Genomic DNA, 15,782 nt, shown 5'->3' with positions numbered 1-15,782 from the left:
TTCAGCCCTCCTTCTCTATACCGATCCTTTTTTTCGGAACGCTTCCGCCGCCTGCTTGGATTCGATCGTTTGCACGGTTGCCAACGCATGCTCGATCTCCAATTCAAAAGCTGCCTCCAGATCGCATTGTGCCCCGCGATTTAGCGCAAATTTGGCTTTTGCCAGTGCTACTTGCGGGAGCTCAGCTAACCGTTTCGCCCACTTGTCAGCTTCTTCAGCTAACACTGTATGATCCACTACCTTGTTGATGAGTCCTAGATGCAGTGCTTGCGATGCACCGAACCTTTCGCCCAAGAACAGCAATTCTTTCGCCCGGACCAGTCCGATCGTGATGGGAAGGATATGCGAGATCCCTCCGGTAACACTAAGTCCCACACTCACTTCCGGAAAGCCGAATTCGGCATCTTGAGCGGCGATGATCAAATCGCATCCGAGCGCAAACTCACACCCTGCTCCTAATGCATACCCGTGGACCGCAGCGATCACCGGAAAAGGAACGCGCTGAATCTTCCTTGTTATATCCTGAATCTTCTGTAAATTAAAGCGGAGCTCAGCCTCATTTTCAGGCTTTTCTTCTTCATGACGCAAATCATGTCCTGCACAAAAAGCATTCCCGCGGCCAGCCAGTATTGCTGCCCTTACTCCTTCCCGTTCCAATTTATCGAGCGATCCAAACAGCTCCTCTACCAATTGAGGAATCACCGCATTTAACCGCTCCGGACGATTCAGGTGAATCCAGCCTATCTCTTGATGGATCTCACACTCTACCACCGCCTTACGTGTTATCATTCTTTTTTACCTCCGCCTTTATTTTGGAAAACAATGCTTTTGCATTCGAACCGAGCACCTTCTCAAGCACCTCGGGCTTTATGCTTAATTCCTTCCATTCTGCAATGGCGCGTTTCAGAGGAAATACAGGCCAGTCTGTTGCAAAGAGGATTTGATCTTGCAAGAGGTTGTTTGCCAACCTGTACATCATCTCCCACCCGGCTCCTTGCACCCCCAAATATCTTGGAGAAAGCCCGCCTAAATCCATCAGAACATTGGGGTGCTTGCGCGCTACGGCAACCATTTCAGGCACCCAGGGCCACCCTCCATGACACGCGATCAATGTTAATTCCGGAAAATCACAAGCGACTTGATCCAGCAGCAGCGGGTGTTCATTCCGGATGGGATGAATCCTTGAATAATTAATTCCCGTATGAATGGCAACTGCCAAGCCTAACTCGGCAGCCTTTGCGTATACGGGATATAATTTGCGATCATCGATTGGCATCTCAAAAAATGCAGGCTGGATGTTTACTCCCAGAAAGCCCAGCTCTCTGATGCGACTCACTTGTTGGACAGCGCGCATCGGTCTGAAATGCTCCATTGAAATCGTACCGAATCCTGAGAAGAGCTCGGTGTGAGCGGATATGACTTTTGCCAATGCTTCATTCAGCGCATCCCCATCCTCGCCGAACTCGTATTCTGCATGCATAATGGCGTGGTCGACTCCTGATTCTTTCATTTCTTGCATCAAATCGTCGAGCGTTTTTGCCATAGTCGATCTTACTTGTAACACCGCATCATATTGAGCGACGTACTCATTTCGCATTTCACCTATGCGTGCCTCACGGAACTGCTGTGGCAAGCGGACACGGGCATCAAGAATGTTCATACGCAGCAGCCCCTAGCCATGGTTTCATAAAAAAACGAGCGGGTGTAGGTAGATCCAAATCGGAGACAGTCAGTTGCTGACCGTTTCGTTTTGCCTGAACGAGTGCAAGCGCCATATCAGAAAAATTCAAGCTGATTTCTTCCAATGAATTTGGGCCATCGGGTGAGTACCAATGGGCGACACCCGTGCACATTTGAAGCAAAGCCAGGACGGCAAGCTTGGTATTTTCTATCGTAAATACGCCTCTCTCCAATCCGCCCGTTAAAATACGCTGCCAGAGCTGCTCATATTCACTGCGCAGCCTGACTATTTCTTCGCGGGTATTTCCTGTCAGCGCACGGAACTCGGTATCTACTACTAACGCTGTTAGCTTGTCAATGGCATGGCTGGTAACATGAAGCTGGACAAACGCTGCCAATTGTTGTTCGGGTGCTTCAAGCTCAGCGAGCACTTCCTTTGCATTTCCGAGAAGGGTCTGTAACCCTTCTTGCATGATGGCAACGAGCAGATCCTCTTTTGTTTTCATGTAATGATAAAGGGTGGAGGAAGTTACCTCTGCTTCTTGAGCGATATCGCGTATGCTGGTTGCTTCAAAACCTTTTCTTGCGAATAGCCGTAATGCAGCTTGAAATATTTTTTCTTTCGTCAAAAAAGCGCGCTCCTTTCTACTGATGATTGCTGGAAACGAGAGCCTCTCATGTTCAGTTACTTGTCGCGGTTACATCATCTGCTTTTTTGGGTTTTGTCGATCGATCGATCGATAGGCTGCCTGTAATCACCACTTTACTAATCGCTCGATTTAATGTCAAGATTATTTTTTATTTTCTGACATCGGTTTCGGCATAACAAAAATCTCCTCCGGTTTCCCATGAGGAGATCTGTATCCGTTATGACATAGGAGCCTATTGCTTCAAGTATCTTCCCGTGATGGACTGCTCCGCATGAATGATCTGCGGAGGTGTGCCCTCGAAGACCACCTGACCGCCGTTGCTGCCCCCATCTGGTCCCATATCGATAATCCAATCTGCTTGGCTGATTACATCGAGGTTGTGCTCGATGACGATTACCGTATTGCCTGCATCCACGAGGCGGTTCATGATCTCCAGAAGGTGACCGATATCTGACATATGCAGGCCGGTTGTCGGCTCGTCCATCACGTAAATACTACCTTTCTTGTGTAACTCGCTAGCCAGCTTGATACGCTGACATTCCCCGCCCGAGAGCGTGCTGAGCGGTTGGCCGAGTGTAATATAGTTCAGCCCCACATCACTCATCGCCTGAAGCTTGCGCACAACCTCTTTTTGCTCAAAAAATTCCAATGCCTGCTCCACAGTCATCTCCAGCACTTCGGCAATGGACTTGCCGTTCAGCTTGTATGCGAGCACCTCTTCCTTGAACCGTCTCCCTCCACATACTTCGCACGGTAGCTTTACACTTTCAAGGAATGCAAGGTCTGTATACACAACACCAAGACCTTGGCAGTTCTCGCAAGCCCCCTTGGAGTTGAAGCTGAACAAGCCTTGGTTGACCTTGTTCGCGGAAGCAAACGCCTTGCGCACATCATCCATAATCCCTGTGTAGGTCGCAGGATTCGAGCGTGTTGACACACCTACCGCCGATTGGTCGATGACGATCGCATCCGGATGCTTGCAGAGGAATATTTCGTTAATCAGTGTACTCTTACCCGAGCCTGCAACACCCGTAACGACTGTCAGCACTCCAGTTGGTATATCAACACTCACGTTCCGCAGGTTGTGCAGTGTGGCATCCTCGATGGTCAGCTTGCCCGAAGACTTCCTGGAATCTTGCTTCAGTTGGAGCGGCCGCTTCATATGGGTGCCTGTCAGTGTCCCTGATTCCAGCAGTCCTTCAAAGCTGCCTTCATACACGATAGTGCCACCGTGGCTACCGGCGTGAGGACCGACGTCGACGATATGATCTGCCACCTTGATCACATCGGGATCATGCTCGACGACAATGACGGTATTGCCCTTATCGCGCAGCTTCTGAAGCAATTCATTTAATCGGTGTACATCACGGGGGTGCAAGCCAACGCTGGGCTCATCGAAAATGTAAGTGACATCCACCAGACTGCCGCTCAGGTGCTTCACCATCTTTACGCGCTGTGATTCGCCGCCGGACAAGGTATCCGTTTCACGATCCAGCGTCAAGTACTCCAGTCCGATGTCGACTAGATGCTGCAACCGTTCCGTCAGCGACTTGACCATCGGTGCGGCAACCGAATCGTCAATCTCAGCAATGATGCGTATGAGCCGACCGACCTCCATGGAGGACATCTCTGCAATGTTGAGGCCATTGATTTTGCAGTTGAGTGCAGCTTGATTGAGTCTCGCACCATGACAGCTGGAACAAGGACCTTCGGAGATGAATGGCGCAACAGCTTTTTGTGTACGCTCCGACTTCGTTTTTACATCCTGCTTGATGTATTTGTTGGTGAACTTCTCAAGGACGCCCTCCACAGTAATATTCACGGCTTTCCCGGCGAATTGCATCTCTACTTTCCTCGCCTTGGCATACAATAGCTGCTCAAGCTCCTCATCCGAATAATCGCTCAGCTTCTTGTCAGGATCGAAGCCCGTCTGCACGAGCATATTCCATTCCATGCCGTCCACCTTATAGTCCGGCAGCAAGATTGCCCCTTCCTTCAACGACTTGGACATGTCCACTGCCTTGCTGAGGTCGACGCCTAATTTGCGACCGATCCCGTTGCATTCGGGACACATACCTTGTGGATCGTTAAAAGAGAACATGTTCGCTTGTCCAACATTTGGCTGACCTACTCGGGAGAAGAGCAATCGGAGAATGGGAGAAATATCAGTAATCGTGCCCATCGTGGAATGAGAACCACCGCCCAGTCGCTTCTGATCCACGATAACCGCCATGCTCAGGTTCTCAATCGCGTCTGTATCCGGCTGCGGATAGCGGGGTAGGAAATTGCGCACGAACATGCTGAAGTTCTCATTCAGCAAGCGTGTAGATTCTGCGGCGATCGTATCGAAGACGATTGACGACTTGCCCGATCCAGATACACCGGTGAAGATCGTAATCTTTCGCTTGGGAATACGCAAGGATACGTTTTTGAGATTGTTTTCCCTCGCACCGGAGATTACGATATACTCCTGATTAGACTCACTCATACCTATCATCCCTTCCGATAGCATTCAGTTCTATTTATATTTGCATTGTACCATGAAAAAGCTGTTAGGGAACATCAGTTCCTCTAACAGCTTTTCAGTGACAATCATCCTATGTTTCTTTGCTTGATTACAGAAGAGGCAAGATTGCATTCGCGTACGCCTGGGCTCCCTTTTGATTAGGATGACCGATGGAGGCACGCTTGCAAATCTCAAAATCCAGGCCCGTGCACCCAGCTTCTGTGCAGGAGACGAGTCGTTCGGCCGCGATCAGGTCTTGTGGTGTTAAATCCAAATTGATGCCGAATACATACGGGTCATCCGTAAGGGCTGCATGCTCCGGACCAAAATTCGGATCGGCGAAAAAGATACGTTGTTGTCCTAGCTCCGCATTCCTCTCATCAATCGCTTTTCGCAGGTAGACCTTTGATTCTGCTTCTAGCTGGGCACAGCGCTTGCATACCTTTTCCAACTCAGCCAGCCCGAGAATTCCTCCGGCTGCACCGCCGCCAACTCCCCAACAATGGCCCCTACACCGATCAACAGTGCTTCCACCGCAGTCATATCGCTCTTTTCAGACACAGGGGGATAATAACCGGTAACGATGACTTTCGCTTGTGTAAATTTATTCGTTACATCGACCAGCAATTGCTTCATACTCACATAAAAATAGTCGTAATGTAATTTTCCCAAGTCGGCTGGATGGAATGGATTCAGAACTGTCCGAACATCGACATCGTTCATGCCCCCATCTAATAGAATCAGATCCACCAATTCAACCGCACCTTGGAAAAACGCACATTGCTGCAGAATCGTCGGGAATGATTTAGGTACCTCGCCGTCTACCGGGGCCACTATGTCATGCTTACCCTCTCCAATGATGGCGCCGGAATGAGCGAGTACTTGTGTATATTGCTTGATATTTCCTTCTCTGGCCTGAACGGCTGCTCCCACGATGGAATAAAACTTCTCATGTTCTTGCAAGCCTTGCCCCCAGCTCACGGAATCGCCCATCACGAGCATATGGAAGGTTTCTAGGGTCAGTGGAATTTCATTGGAAGGTGTGCCATCGGAAAGCCGCACTTTCAAAGTCACCTGCTCACCAGCTGGATTACTCTCCACCTCGGCAGGTCGCATCAAAGTAAATTCCATTTGCGTCGAACTTACCATCCGAACATCGGGCATTTCTTGGTTGTTTACCAAGACGAGTGTCCCTTCGGAAAAGCCGCTTCCGTTCACGATCACTTTTTGTCCGGGTCTCACCCGTGTTTTCACTTGATTTTCCTGCTGGACAGAAATGACTCGTGGATTTACGAAGACGGATGCCTTGCTCGAAAGAGTCATATCTGATTGCCGTACTTGGAGCGTATGGGAGCCTCCTGTCACGAAAGGCAAGACAAAATGAAGCATGGTATCACTTACTACCTGGGTTTTCGTTTCCATTCCATCGATCAGAACGACATCGGTTTTGGTATAACGACTTCCTTCCAGCGTCACTGTATCACCAGCGAATGCATAGAGCGGAGAGACATGGCTGATCGACGGCTCCAAGAGCTTGCGCCTGAATTCATCTGCGTCAATGGCTTGAAAGCTGACAGGATCAGACAATCTGCCCCCCGCATATCCGACACGACCGGCATCGGCGAATGAACCCTGCTCTCCCGGTTGACCTGCCGTTCTCGGACCGGGACCGCATGCTGTACCGAATTTTGCATTCTTGCTGTCACCCACAGCCCCACCTGGTCCGCCCGCACCAGGATTGCCGGGGATTCCGCCTGCACCTGGGCTGCCTCCCTCAATCGTGATCGCAAAACCTTTCGAATAATTTTCGATGATGGTTTGTGGTGCGTACAAGGCCAACCGCCCACCAGCGCCTCCATTGCCTCCTGGGCCGCCGTAGCCTGCTGCACCGCCACGTCCTCCGTTTCCACCTGCTCCTGCTCCGGCTTTGCAAAATCCTGCCCAATCCAATTCGGCTGGTTTGCCTTTTCCTCCGCGGCCACCATCTCCACCGTCTTGCCCTGGGCCACCTTGTGTGCCATCTTGCCCTTTCAAGTCAAAATGAGGACGTCCCGCCATATTGAGGACCCATAATTCGAGTTCAGGAGCAGCAGCCCCGTCGAATCCACGGTCTCCGGGCAATCCTGATGTTCCAGGTGTCCCCGGAATGCCTGAGAGCGTTGAAGACATCGGTGCATCTGGCGGTGTTATTGGTTTTTGTCGTTTGGCTGGTACATAGCGGTAAGGACGCTCCCATGTAAACGTAACATTCTGTCCGACCGTCAACTTTTCGGCGATGATGATCAAGTAACGCTGCGGATATTTCAAAATGACATTCGTTCCATCCTCGATATAAATTTCCGATGCGGCCCAGTAGGCAGTGTCTACTGAAATATTCAAGGCCGAAGCAGGAGATGGTACTGCTAATGTAGCCGTCATTTTTTTAGGAAACGGGATTGCTTGCAACAGTTCCGCTTTTCCGCTCAACATTTGCAAGGTTGGTGTTGGTTTGGCTGCGTCGATTTGATACGCAGACTGAATCAGGGTATTCCCACTGACGAGCGTGGGGCTTGGTTTCGTCAGCCCCGATTGAGGTACTACTGTCCCACGGATCTTGAGCGACCCTAGACTGGTCAGGGAAGTAATCCCGAATGATTCCAGCACCGCTTTGTGATACGTTATTCGATCCTGAACCATTTGAGGTGCTGCTTGGAAAGAAGCCGGATTAACAGCCATAGTCGTAATCCCGAGCGTATTTCCCCCTGTATTGAACGTGTTTGTAGAAGTTGACATTCTTTTTTCCTCTCCCTTATCACCATGAATGAAATAGTTTGTGCGAGCCAGTCTCTATTGTACGGATGATCATTCTTGACAAACGCCGAATTCCTCTAACTCCCGAAAGCTGATTTTTCTTCTGTGTGGAGGGGGTGTTTCCCCTCGATGCGCCCATATGATCTCCACATGATTGCCTTCCGGATCCAGAAAAGAAAAACGTGCATATTCGCTCTCCACATACGGTCCAGTTGCCAAAATCCCGTGATCCGTCAGCCTCCTCCACACTTCCTTGAAGTGATCCAACGTATCTACCCAAAATGCCAGATGCACATGATGCGGATTGTTCAGGATGAGCAAATCGTGCCGGCCTGATAGCGGATCAATCGCCAAGCATGCCGTTTCGTCGCTATGGTTCACCACTGCTAGTTCAAGTGCGGTTTCATAAAAAGAGGCCAATCTGCGAACATCATGCGCATATAAGGAAATGTGACCCAAGCGGCTTAGCTTTGACATGTTCCCTCCATCCTTTCGTATTGACTCGCCTGTTTCATCCTAACACCGAGAATACAGGGCTCGATATTACTCGAAAGGATACATCCAAAAGGATACCCGTGCGATAAATAGGAGTACTCAGTATAAAAGAAGCGTAGTAAAATCGTAGGAAGAAAAAGGTAAAACCTTGTGATGGAGCAGGTGATGCGATGAATTATCAGGATAGTCTTGAAGATCTGGAAAGTCGTCTGTTGGTAGGACGAACCGAGGAAGTCCTTCATTTTTTGAAGTTGCTTGCGGATGAGCGGCGCTCCAAAAAAATCATGAATCTCTTCGGGACCGCAGGCGTAGGAAAAAGCTATTTGCTTGACGAGCTTAAGCGGCAAGCTCATCTACATCAAGCAGCTACTCTCTCTATGGATAGCGAACAATTTTGGCACACGCCCTCTGATTTTTGCCTACATATTTTGCAGGCATTGCACGTTTATCATAAGAGAGAAGAGCTGCATCCTGCCCAATTGTTGGAGGAATGTGTTTCGAAGCTGAATGAAAAGGTAGCAGATCAGAGACTCGTCCTCTTTCTCGACATTTACGAGAACTTGGACGGCTTGGACCATTGGCTCCGCGAATATTTTTTCAAACGATTAAGCCCGAATATCCTGATCGTGATCGCAGGTCGGCATCCGCTGTCTGAAGCTTGGCTTCTTTCACCCGGTTGGCGGCACTTCATAAGTAGGGTCCCTTTGCCCCATCTTCCTTACGAAGCTGTCGAGCGGTATGCGCATTACTGTTACATTTTTGAACCGCCTACCATCCAAGAAATGTGGCGTCGCTCCAAAGGGCATCCCCTTACCCTTTCATTGCTTTCGTTTACCTTGCAATCGAAAGATCAAGAAGGAATCGGTGCTTTTCATGAGGAAATGGACACGCTGCCATTTGTCGTAAGTCAATGGCTACGAGAAGTTCCAGGCGACCATTTGCGTCCGCTCGTGGAAGCTGCTGCCGTTTTGCGTCACTTCAATCAGGATAATCTGTCTTATTTATTGAAAAGGGAAATTACGGCGTCCGAGTTTTTCCAACTGATTCGATTTTCGTTTGTACGGAAAGTGGACAGCGGCTGGACGATTCATTCCTTGATGAGAGAAGCCATCGCCCAGGATATGCGGGCACGTACTCCGCTGCATTTTGGAGATTTGCAGAAGCGTGCCGTTCACTACTATTATGAGAAGTTTACCAAGTCAGCACATTCGGTCCGCACTCCTGAGGCATTGGAGCTGACCTTCTTTCTGGGTGACGCACTCATTCGCGCCTTTTTAAATTGGTTCGATCCATTACCCAAACCATTCGAATCGATCCACACTGGTCATCGGGAAGAACTGCTGGAGTATATCCGCAATCAGCGGCACTCTCCCTCCCCTAAAACGATCAAACTATTTGATCCGCATACAAACCGCCATTTTGATTTTCACCTGACAGCGGAGCAAACCTTGTACCCATTGAATTGGCTTGATCATGACCGTCTATTCTCACTCGGATATGACGTACTTCGCGTTCTGCGCAATGAAAACGGAGCGATCTCGGCGCTTGCCGCAGTTGTTCCCATCAATGAAAAAACCCTTCCTTACCTCATGGAACATTCCGGCTCCCGTTCCTATTTCACTGCCCTATCCACACAAGAGCTTGAACGGTTCAGGGTACCAGAACACACAAGGGCTGGCTGGTTCATTCACACGATTCACCAAGACGATTACGAGGATGTTTCCCAACATACAGCCATTGGCCATATGCTCCACGGCTTGATGTTCACTGGAGAGTTTTTGTTGTGTTCACCTGCCCCATTTCCTTTTTTCAAAGCCGCCCATGAAAGTTTGGGATTTGATATTGCTGAATTTGCCACCCACACCAACTACGACGGAGTAACACCCACACTCGTATTTTTTCGTGATACGCAAGGCCAGCATCTGTCCTCCTACCTGCAAAAGCTGCTCAAACGCTCTGGATTAGATGCGGATTTACGCCTGGAAGAAGAAGCAGTTCCATCTGCTGATCCACCTGTATCTCCAGGCATAGTTACAACGCTGGACATGAGCATGCTGACGGCACGGGAACAGGAAGTAGCCGCGCTTGTTCTTGAGGGAATAACGAACGCGGAAATCGCTGCCCGCTTGTATTTGAGCGAAGTCACAGTAAAAAAGCATTTGAAATCGATTTTTGAAAAGATGGATGTCAGTAACCGGACACAGCTGGTGAAAAAAATGCTTGTGTAGGACGAAAAAAGAGGAACCGTAGGTGACGGTTCCTCTTTTTTTTTCTATTCTATAACTAGCAATGACTACGGAATGATATACGGTTGTTCGAAAACAATATTCTCGACTGCCTCTATTACTTTTTCTGTCCACTCTCGTTCCTGATCCACGTTCGTGAGATAAATCATTGTTTTATCTTTTTGGATGTATCGTCTTAGCCAGCTTCGATACCCCGGCCAGCTTCCGCCGTGATGCACGACTTTTCCTGTCACCTGATCTTCACACAGCCGCCAGCCATATCCATAATTTGATAGACTATTGTCGTTAAGCTGCACTGGGGAAAACGCTCTCTCTAGTGTCGCTTTTTTGACCAGCTTTTCTGTGTAGAGAGCTCTGTCCCACTTACGCAAGTCATCCAGTGTTGAACTGACCGCACCGTCTCCCTGAATGCCGTCCAGATAAATGACAAAATCGTGCTCACTTGATTCATCCGGTAACACGATTGCTTCAGATTGAGGAGAATACACGTATCCATAGGCGTATTGCTGAGTTAGCTCAGAAGAATATCTTCGGTTGTACACCTTCGTGTGCTGCATACCTAGTGGTTGAAAAATGTGTTGCTGCAAGAAATCGGCAAATCGTATTTCAGCTACGTGTTCTACAATAGACGCCAATAAAGCGTAGCCAGTATTACTGTACTCATACCTTTCATTCGGTTGAAACAACACGTCGGGTCGATGCTTGATCAGCTGTTCGAGTATGTCTTGATTTGTAGCAATTTGTTCTTTGTCCCAAGATTTCGAAAACAATTCCATGTAATCTGGCAAACCAGATGTGTGTACAAGTAGGTTCTCTACGGTAATATCGGCATAAGGGAAACCTGGAAAGAAGCTATCCACTTTATCTGTATAGTCGAGCTTCCCTTGCTCTTGCAAGATCATGATGGCCATTGCTGTAAATGCTTTGGAAACTGATGCGAGTTCAAAAACCGTATGCGGTGACAATCTCTCAGCCGTTTCCAGATTGGCGATTCCTATGGAATTTTGATAGAAAGGTTTCCCTTCTTCCAAAATCAAGATGTTGCCGCTCCAATTGTTTTGTTCGGCAATCGTAGAAAAAAGCTCATCAAGCTGGCGGCATCTCGCATCACTTACGTTGGCGCTCTGGGTCATTTTTCGTTTCCCCCACTCGTTTTTTTATCTTGAATAATAAATTGCCTTCCAGCAAAAGCCATTCGAACAATCTCATTATTTCCATCCCTGATAAACCGTGTGGAGAAATCGGTTCCAAAAGCCCGGACTACAAAGATATCTTCAGCAAATGGTCTCATCACGTAGTTTTCTCCCAAAAAGGAGAGCACCAGTTGACCATTTTCCAATCGGACCGGCAATGTCCCAAACTCACTCGATTGATAATCCCCTGCGTATTGATCCATAGCTTCCTCGGTTAGGAAATCAATCTTGCTAACCAGATGAGAGGATTCCGGGGGGCGGTTTTCCAGACTATTTAACGCACCCACCATCACCGCCACAACAGGCGACAATTCTATATTGGACAGTGCCACTCCGGCCAGTCCTGTCTCGGGAAAGAAGCACATTTGAGCCGTTACCCCTTTAATACCACCACTATGTTCCACGAGCGTTCTTCCGTAGTAATCAGTTGTTATGACCAAGCCGTACCCGTAAAATTGACCTGGTGCCATATCAGTCGGAAAATAAGGGGTCATCATTTGTTGTACACTTTCAGGTGTTAGGATACGATTGCCCCCTGCGGTAAGCCCACCTTTGCAGAACATGTCCGTATATTTCAACATATCCCGCACGGTTGATTTTATAAATCCTGCCGCCCGAGAAGCGGGAGAATCCCACCAGTTCGGAGATGAGAGCACTTCCTTGTGATCGCCTCTGTCTCGCATGATATACAGCTTTGTAATATTCTCATAGCCATTTAGCTCTTCCAGAAAAAAGCTCGTGTGCTCCATCCCGATTGGATCGATGATATGCTCCTTGACATAAGCTTCATACGACTTCCCGCTGACGCGTTCAATGATCGCTCCCAGCAAGGCGAAACAGTCATTGGAATAACTGAACTCCGTGCCTGGTGGCCCTAGAAGCTCTAAATCTAATGTAGAGATTACACTCATCAGGTCTTCGTACGTATCGATTGGGACCGTTTCATCTGTCTGGTTTTGCATCAATGGAAGGTCTTCTACCTCGTTCGCGTCCAAGCTTCGCATCACACTTGCCAAAAATGTGGGCAAGGGGGGAATTCCACTCGTATTCGTCATAAAATGATGAATCGTGATTTGCCCCACATCAAGATTTTTCAGACGGAATTCTGGCAAGTATTTGAGAACAGGGTCATGTACGGATAACTTACCCGCCTCTTGTAATTGCATGACCGCCACACAGGTAAAGGATTTTGTTATCGATCCAATTCCAAATACGGTATCGATTGTAACTCCTAACTGCCGTTCCACATCACGGAAGCCAAATCCGTTACTATAGAAGATTTGACCATCTTTTGCTAATCCCATACAAACACCAGGAACCTGACTTTTGGTTATCCAATTTTGGGCATATTGTTCAAAAGAATCAATCCATCCGTTATTTTGCATATGTTTCTCTCCTTTGTTGACATGTAGTTAGTTCTCGATCCAGCTGTCATTATATGTCGGCATGACAGATGTCCACTTTACTCCCTTTATCCGAGAATTTATGACAGTAAAGGCCTTATCGTAATAGAGAGGGACAACATACGCTTGCTCAATGAGTTGCTTTTGTGCATCCATATACACTTGCTTTCTGGCATTCGTCTGTAAGGTTGTACGCCCTTTCAAAAGGAGTGCGTCCAGCTTGTCATCTTTTACACCAGACAGGTTGTAGGCACCGTTTGAATGGAAATAAAAGTATAAAATATCAGGATCATCATAGGCACCCGATATCAACGTTACATCAAAATTTCCTTTGATGACTTCCTGCATGTACCCTCCTATTTCTAGATTCTGTATCATTATGTGGATACCAGCCTCTCCCAGCATGGCTTGGAGCAATTGGGCTTCTTTGTCAAAATCTGCGGTACTGAGTAAATTCAGACTCAGTGGTTTTCCGTCCTTTTCTCTCACACCGCTTCCGTTCACTTTCCAACCAGCATCGTCCAACAATTTCTTTGCTTCAGCCACATTATACGCGTACCCGTACTCTTCTAAGGATTTGTCATACCCTAGCGTCGATGGAGATAACGGCATATGAGCCACTTCGCCTTCTCCCTGCGTAACAGCTTGGACAATGGCTTCTTTATTGACGAGCATATGAAATGCTTTGCGTACTTGAATATCTTGAAACGGTGGTCTCTTCAAATTCATTTCCATCAATAAGCCTAGTCCAGGACGTAAGCGTTCTATCACTTGATATTTCGAATTATTCCGATAATAAACCGCGTCTTTCACAGGTATTTCCGTTGCTACATCGATAGCACCGCTCTCTAGCGCTGACAACCTGAGTTGGCTGTCAGCAATCGCTTTTATGACAAGTTTGTCGGCTCTTGGAGGACCTTGATTTTCATAATATGGCTCTCCCCACTGAAAAGCTTCATTTCTAGCATAGGTGACACCTGCGCCCGTATTCCAGCTCTCAAACTTCCACGGCCCTACTCCCACAGGACTCCTGCCGTAATCCTCCCCAGCCTTTTCAATCGCTTTCCATGATAACGGCTGTGTTATATAATTCCCTAGTGAATCGAGGAAAGCACTATTGGGTTCGTGTAGTTCGAGAACGAGGGTCTGATCGTCTGGCGCTTTCACACTTTTTATTGGAGCCATTACTTCAGCGGCTGTTTTTGCTTTAGTCTGCGGATTAAGAGCACGATCAAAGGTTTCCTTAAAACTTTTGGCAGTCAGCGCTGTCCCATCGTGAAAGGTAATCCCGGAACGAATGGTAAAGGTCCACGTTTTGCCATCCTCAGAAATTTTATAGTCACTAGCCAGAGAGGGCTTGTATTCGTTTGAGGCAGGATCCTTATATAGTAGCGACCCACCGAGCAACCAGGTATAGACCCCAGCGGATCCAGCAGACATGTGAGCATCTAACGTATCCGGTTCATAAGGGTACGCTACTGTAATGGGTCCGCCCGATTTAGGTTTGGCACTCTCCTGTTGCTCGGCTGGCACAGTTGTTTGCGTGCTACAACCAACCACCAGGAACAGACATAGCGTGACAAATCCCCCTAAAAAGACACTGTACGCTTTTCGGTTGTTTTTTTTCATGTGTCAGCATGCCACCCCTACCCTTTTCTTTTGGAAAGAACTTCCGATGATGACAGATGATTTCACCTCCTTCGCAAGCTGTAACAAAGCGTACATTTACTCGTTGTCCAGTTGTTGAAGCTTCCACTGTACTCCTTGGTAGAATAATTCATTTGTTTTCATATACGTTTGCAGACCTGGGTACAGGATTAAACAAATTCTTCTAAAGCGTTCGAGATTTTCGGTTTGGCTTGAAAGCAACCATTCAGCAAATCGACGGAAAAATGATTGCGGGACAGGGAGTTCGTCAACATCCGCAAAGAGCAACACATACTCTTGAATATTCGCCTGTACGACAGGGCTATCTGGAGTTGCCTGTTGCTCCGCTGCTTTCAACAGCTGTTTATGGTTTTTAAGCAATCTGGCAGTCCACATCTCCACACTGATTTTAGGCAGGTGAACTACTTCCAGGAAGGACATTACATCATGCTTCATTTCCCTGACAATCTGTGGATCATTAAACATTGCCTCCAACTCATCTAATGCAGCCGTTTGCGCTGCCGAAAGATTGCCTTCCAGCAACGAAGAGATGTTAACCCCTAGTAAAAATATCTCTCGCCATTCAACCGGAAATTGTTCAGGAAAAACGGACGAAAACATTTTTTCTAAAATAAACTTTTCTCGTTCCAATGAATCTGCGGAAATTGATTCAATTAGCTCGTGCATATAGCTCAAAGAATCATTGTCATCCTTACTCTGCTTTGTTTGCTCCAAAATAGACTTCATGCTGGCAAGCGTACGCATTTGAATGTCCAAAGCTTCGATTTGCCATTCTATCGCCCTATCAACAGGGATATCCCCAGCTAACATTCTTTTAATCTCATCAATTCCAAAGTTTAAATAGCGAAGGGTTAGAATCAGTTTTAACCGCCATATTTCCTCTGCCGTATACACACGATGACCTCCAGGAGTTATCTCAGCAGGTGAAAGCAGGCCAATCTCGTCATAATATCGAACAGTGGGTACAGAAGATCCTGTCATTTTCGCCACTTGCCCTATGGAGAACTTCGCTTCCATTGTTGTTAGATCGTTCTGTTGATTTTGTGTGGTGTCTAATCTGTTCCTCGCCTTTGCATGCACGTTACAACACCCCTTTAGCCAATTATAAAACCTCATGTAGCTTGAGATTCAAGTGACAATATAAAAAAGCC

At 47.7% G+C, this 15,782-nt stretch carries 12 protein-coding genes; 1 reads left to right on the top strand and 11 read right to left on the bottom strand.

Annotation, left to right across the window (positions count from 1 at the left end; genetic code table 11):
- Nucleotides 1–15: 15 nt before the first annotated feature.
- From ODZ53_RS04615 to ODZ53_RS04585, 7 genes are all read right to left on the bottom strand, one after another.
- Nucleotides 16–789 (bottom strand): enoyl-CoA hydratase/isomerase family protein, encoded by a 774-nt coding sequence (locus ODZ53_RS04615; protein WP_372676113.1) that lies wholly within the window; start codon nucleotides 787–789, stop codon nucleotides 16–18.
- On the bottom strand, nucleotides 776–1,660 hold the full coding sequence (locus ODZ53_RS04610) for an amidohydrolase family protein (RefSeq protein ID WP_372676112.1): 885 nt from the start codon (nucleotides 1,658–1,660) through the stop codon (nucleotides 776–778). The genes ODZ53_RS04615 and ODZ53_RS04610 overlap by 14 nt, the downstream gene beginning before the upstream one ends.
- A complete protein-coding gene (locus ODZ53_RS04605) occupies nucleotides 1,647–2,309 on the bottom strand; it encodes a TetR/AcrR family transcriptional regulator (RefSeq protein WP_372676111.1) in 663 nt (220 codons plus the stop codon). Before ODZ53_RS04605 ends, ODZ53_RS04610 begins: the two co-directional genes overlap by 14 nt.
- 253 nt (nucleotides 2,310–2,562) lie before the next feature.
- Nucleotides 2,563–4,818: an ATP-binding cassette domain-containing protein gene (locus ODZ53_RS04600; RefSeq protein WP_372676110.1), complete on the bottom strand. Its 2,256-nt coding sequence runs from the start codon at nucleotides 4,816–4,818 to the stop codon at nucleotides 2,563–2,565.
- A 127-nt stretch (nucleotides 4,819–4,945) separates the two neighbouring features.
- Nucleotides 4,946–5,287, bottom strand: a complete 342-nt coding sequence (locus ODZ53_RS04595; protein ID WP_372676109.1) for a hypothetical protein — start codon at nucleotides 5,285–5,287, stop codon at nucleotides 4,946–4,948.
- Nucleotides 5,254–7,608: an IPT/TIG domain-containing protein gene (locus ODZ53_RS04590; protein ID WP_372676108.1), complete on the bottom strand. Its 2,355-nt coding sequence runs from the start codon at nucleotides 7,606–7,608 to the stop codon at nucleotides 5,254–5,256. Before ODZ53_RS04590 ends, ODZ53_RS04595 begins: the two co-directional genes overlap by 34 nt.
- Before the next feature lie 69 nt (nucleotides 7,609–7,677).
- Entirely contained in the window at nucleotides 7,678–8,103 is a 426-nt protein-coding gene (locus tag ODZ53_RS04585) for a VOC family protein (protein ID WP_372676107.1), read from the bottom strand.
- Nucleotides 8,104–8,291: 188 nt separating this feature from the next.
- On the opposite strand from ODZ53_RS04585, the gene ODZ53_RS04580 reads away from it, so the two are divergent.
- Nucleotides 8,292–10,349 carry a LuxR C-terminal-related transcriptional regulator gene (locus tag ODZ53_RS04580; RefSeq protein ID WP_372676106.1) on the top strand — a complete coding sequence of 686 codons (2,058 nt, stop codon included), beginning with the start codon at nucleotides 8,292–8,294 and terminating at the stop codon, nucleotides 10,347–10,349.
- A 65-nt stretch (nucleotides 10,350–10,414) separates the two neighbouring features.
- Here the strand turns inward: ODZ53_RS04580 and ODZ53_RS04575 are convergent, their stop codons facing one another.
- The 4 genes from ODZ53_RS04575 to ODZ53_RS04560 form a co-directional block, all read right to left on the bottom strand.
- The gene (locus ODZ53_RS04575; protein WP_372676105.1) at nucleotides 10,415–11,500 is read right to left on the bottom strand and encodes a serine hydrolase domain-containing protein; all 1,086 of its coding nucleotides are present in this window, start codon (nucleotides 11,498–11,500) and stop codon (nucleotides 10,415–10,417) included.
- Nucleotides 11,497–12,945, bottom strand: a complete 1,449-nt coding sequence (locus ODZ53_RS04570; RefSeq protein ID WP_372676104.1) for a serine hydrolase — start codon at nucleotides 12,943–12,945, stop codon at nucleotides 11,497–11,499. Before ODZ53_RS04570 ends, ODZ53_RS04575 begins: the two co-directional genes overlap by 4 nt.
- Nucleotides 12,946–12,972: 27 nt before the next feature.
- Complete coding sequence (locus ODZ53_RS04565) at nucleotides 12,973–14,592, bottom strand: ABC transporter substrate-binding protein (RefSeq protein ID WP_372676103.1); 1,620 nt, start codon at nucleotides 14,590–14,592, stop codon at nucleotides 12,973–12,975.
- A gap of 96 nt (nucleotides 14,593–14,688) precedes the next feature.
- Nucleotides 14,689–15,711 carry a MerR family transcriptional regulator gene (locus ODZ53_RS04560; RefSeq protein ID WP_372676102.1) on the bottom strand — a complete coding sequence of 341 codons (1,023 nt, stop codon included), beginning with the start codon at nucleotides 15,709–15,711 and terminating at the stop codon, nucleotides 14,689–14,691.
- Nucleotides 15,712–15,782 lie beyond the last annotated feature (71 nt).

The organism is Brevibacillus sp. BD137, from assembly GCF_041644655.1.
Classification (GTDB): Bacteria; Bacillota; Bacilli; order Brevibacillales; family Brevibacillaceae; genus Brevibacillus; species Brevibacillus brevis_D.
Note: the sequence above shows the minus strand (reverse complement) of the source record. Positions and strands in the feature narration are given on the sequence as shown.

Coding starts and splice junctions, on each gene's coding strand:
- ODZ53_RS04590 (WP_372676108.1), bottom strand. CDS start 7,608: ATGTCAACTTCTACAAACACGTTCAATACAGGGGGAAATACGCTCGGG.
- ODZ53_RS04615 (WP_372676113.1), bottom strand. CDS start 789: ATGATAACACGTAAGGCGGTGGTAGAGTGTGAGATCCATCAAGAGATA.
- ODZ53_RS04600 (WP_372676110.1), bottom strand. CDS start 4,818: ATGAGTGAGTCTAATCAGGAGTATATCGTAATCTCCGGTGCGAGGGAA.
- ODZ53_RS04575 (WP_372676105.1), bottom strand. CDS start 11,500: ATGACCCAGAGCGCCAACGTAAGTGATGCGAGATGCCGCCAGCTTGAT.
- ODZ53_RS04610 (WP_372676112.1), bottom strand. CDS start 1,660: ATGAACATTCTTGATGCCCGTGTCCGCTTGCCACAGCAGTTCCGTGAG.
- ODZ53_RS04580 (WP_372676106.1), top strand. CDS start 8,292: ATGAATTATCAGGATAGTCTTGAAGATCTGGAAAGTCGTCTGTTGGTA.
- ODZ53_RS04585 (WP_372676107.1), bottom strand. CDS start 8,103: ATGTCAAAGCTAAGCCGCTTGGGTCACATTTCCTTATATGCGCATGAT.
- ODZ53_RS04565 (WP_372676103.1), bottom strand. CDS start 14,592: ATGAAAAAAAACAACCGAAAAGCGTACAGTGTCTTTTTAGGGGGATTT.
- ODZ53_RS04570 (WP_372676104.1), bottom strand. CDS start 12,945: ATGCAAAATAACGGATGGATTGATTCTTTTGAACAATATGCCCAAAAT.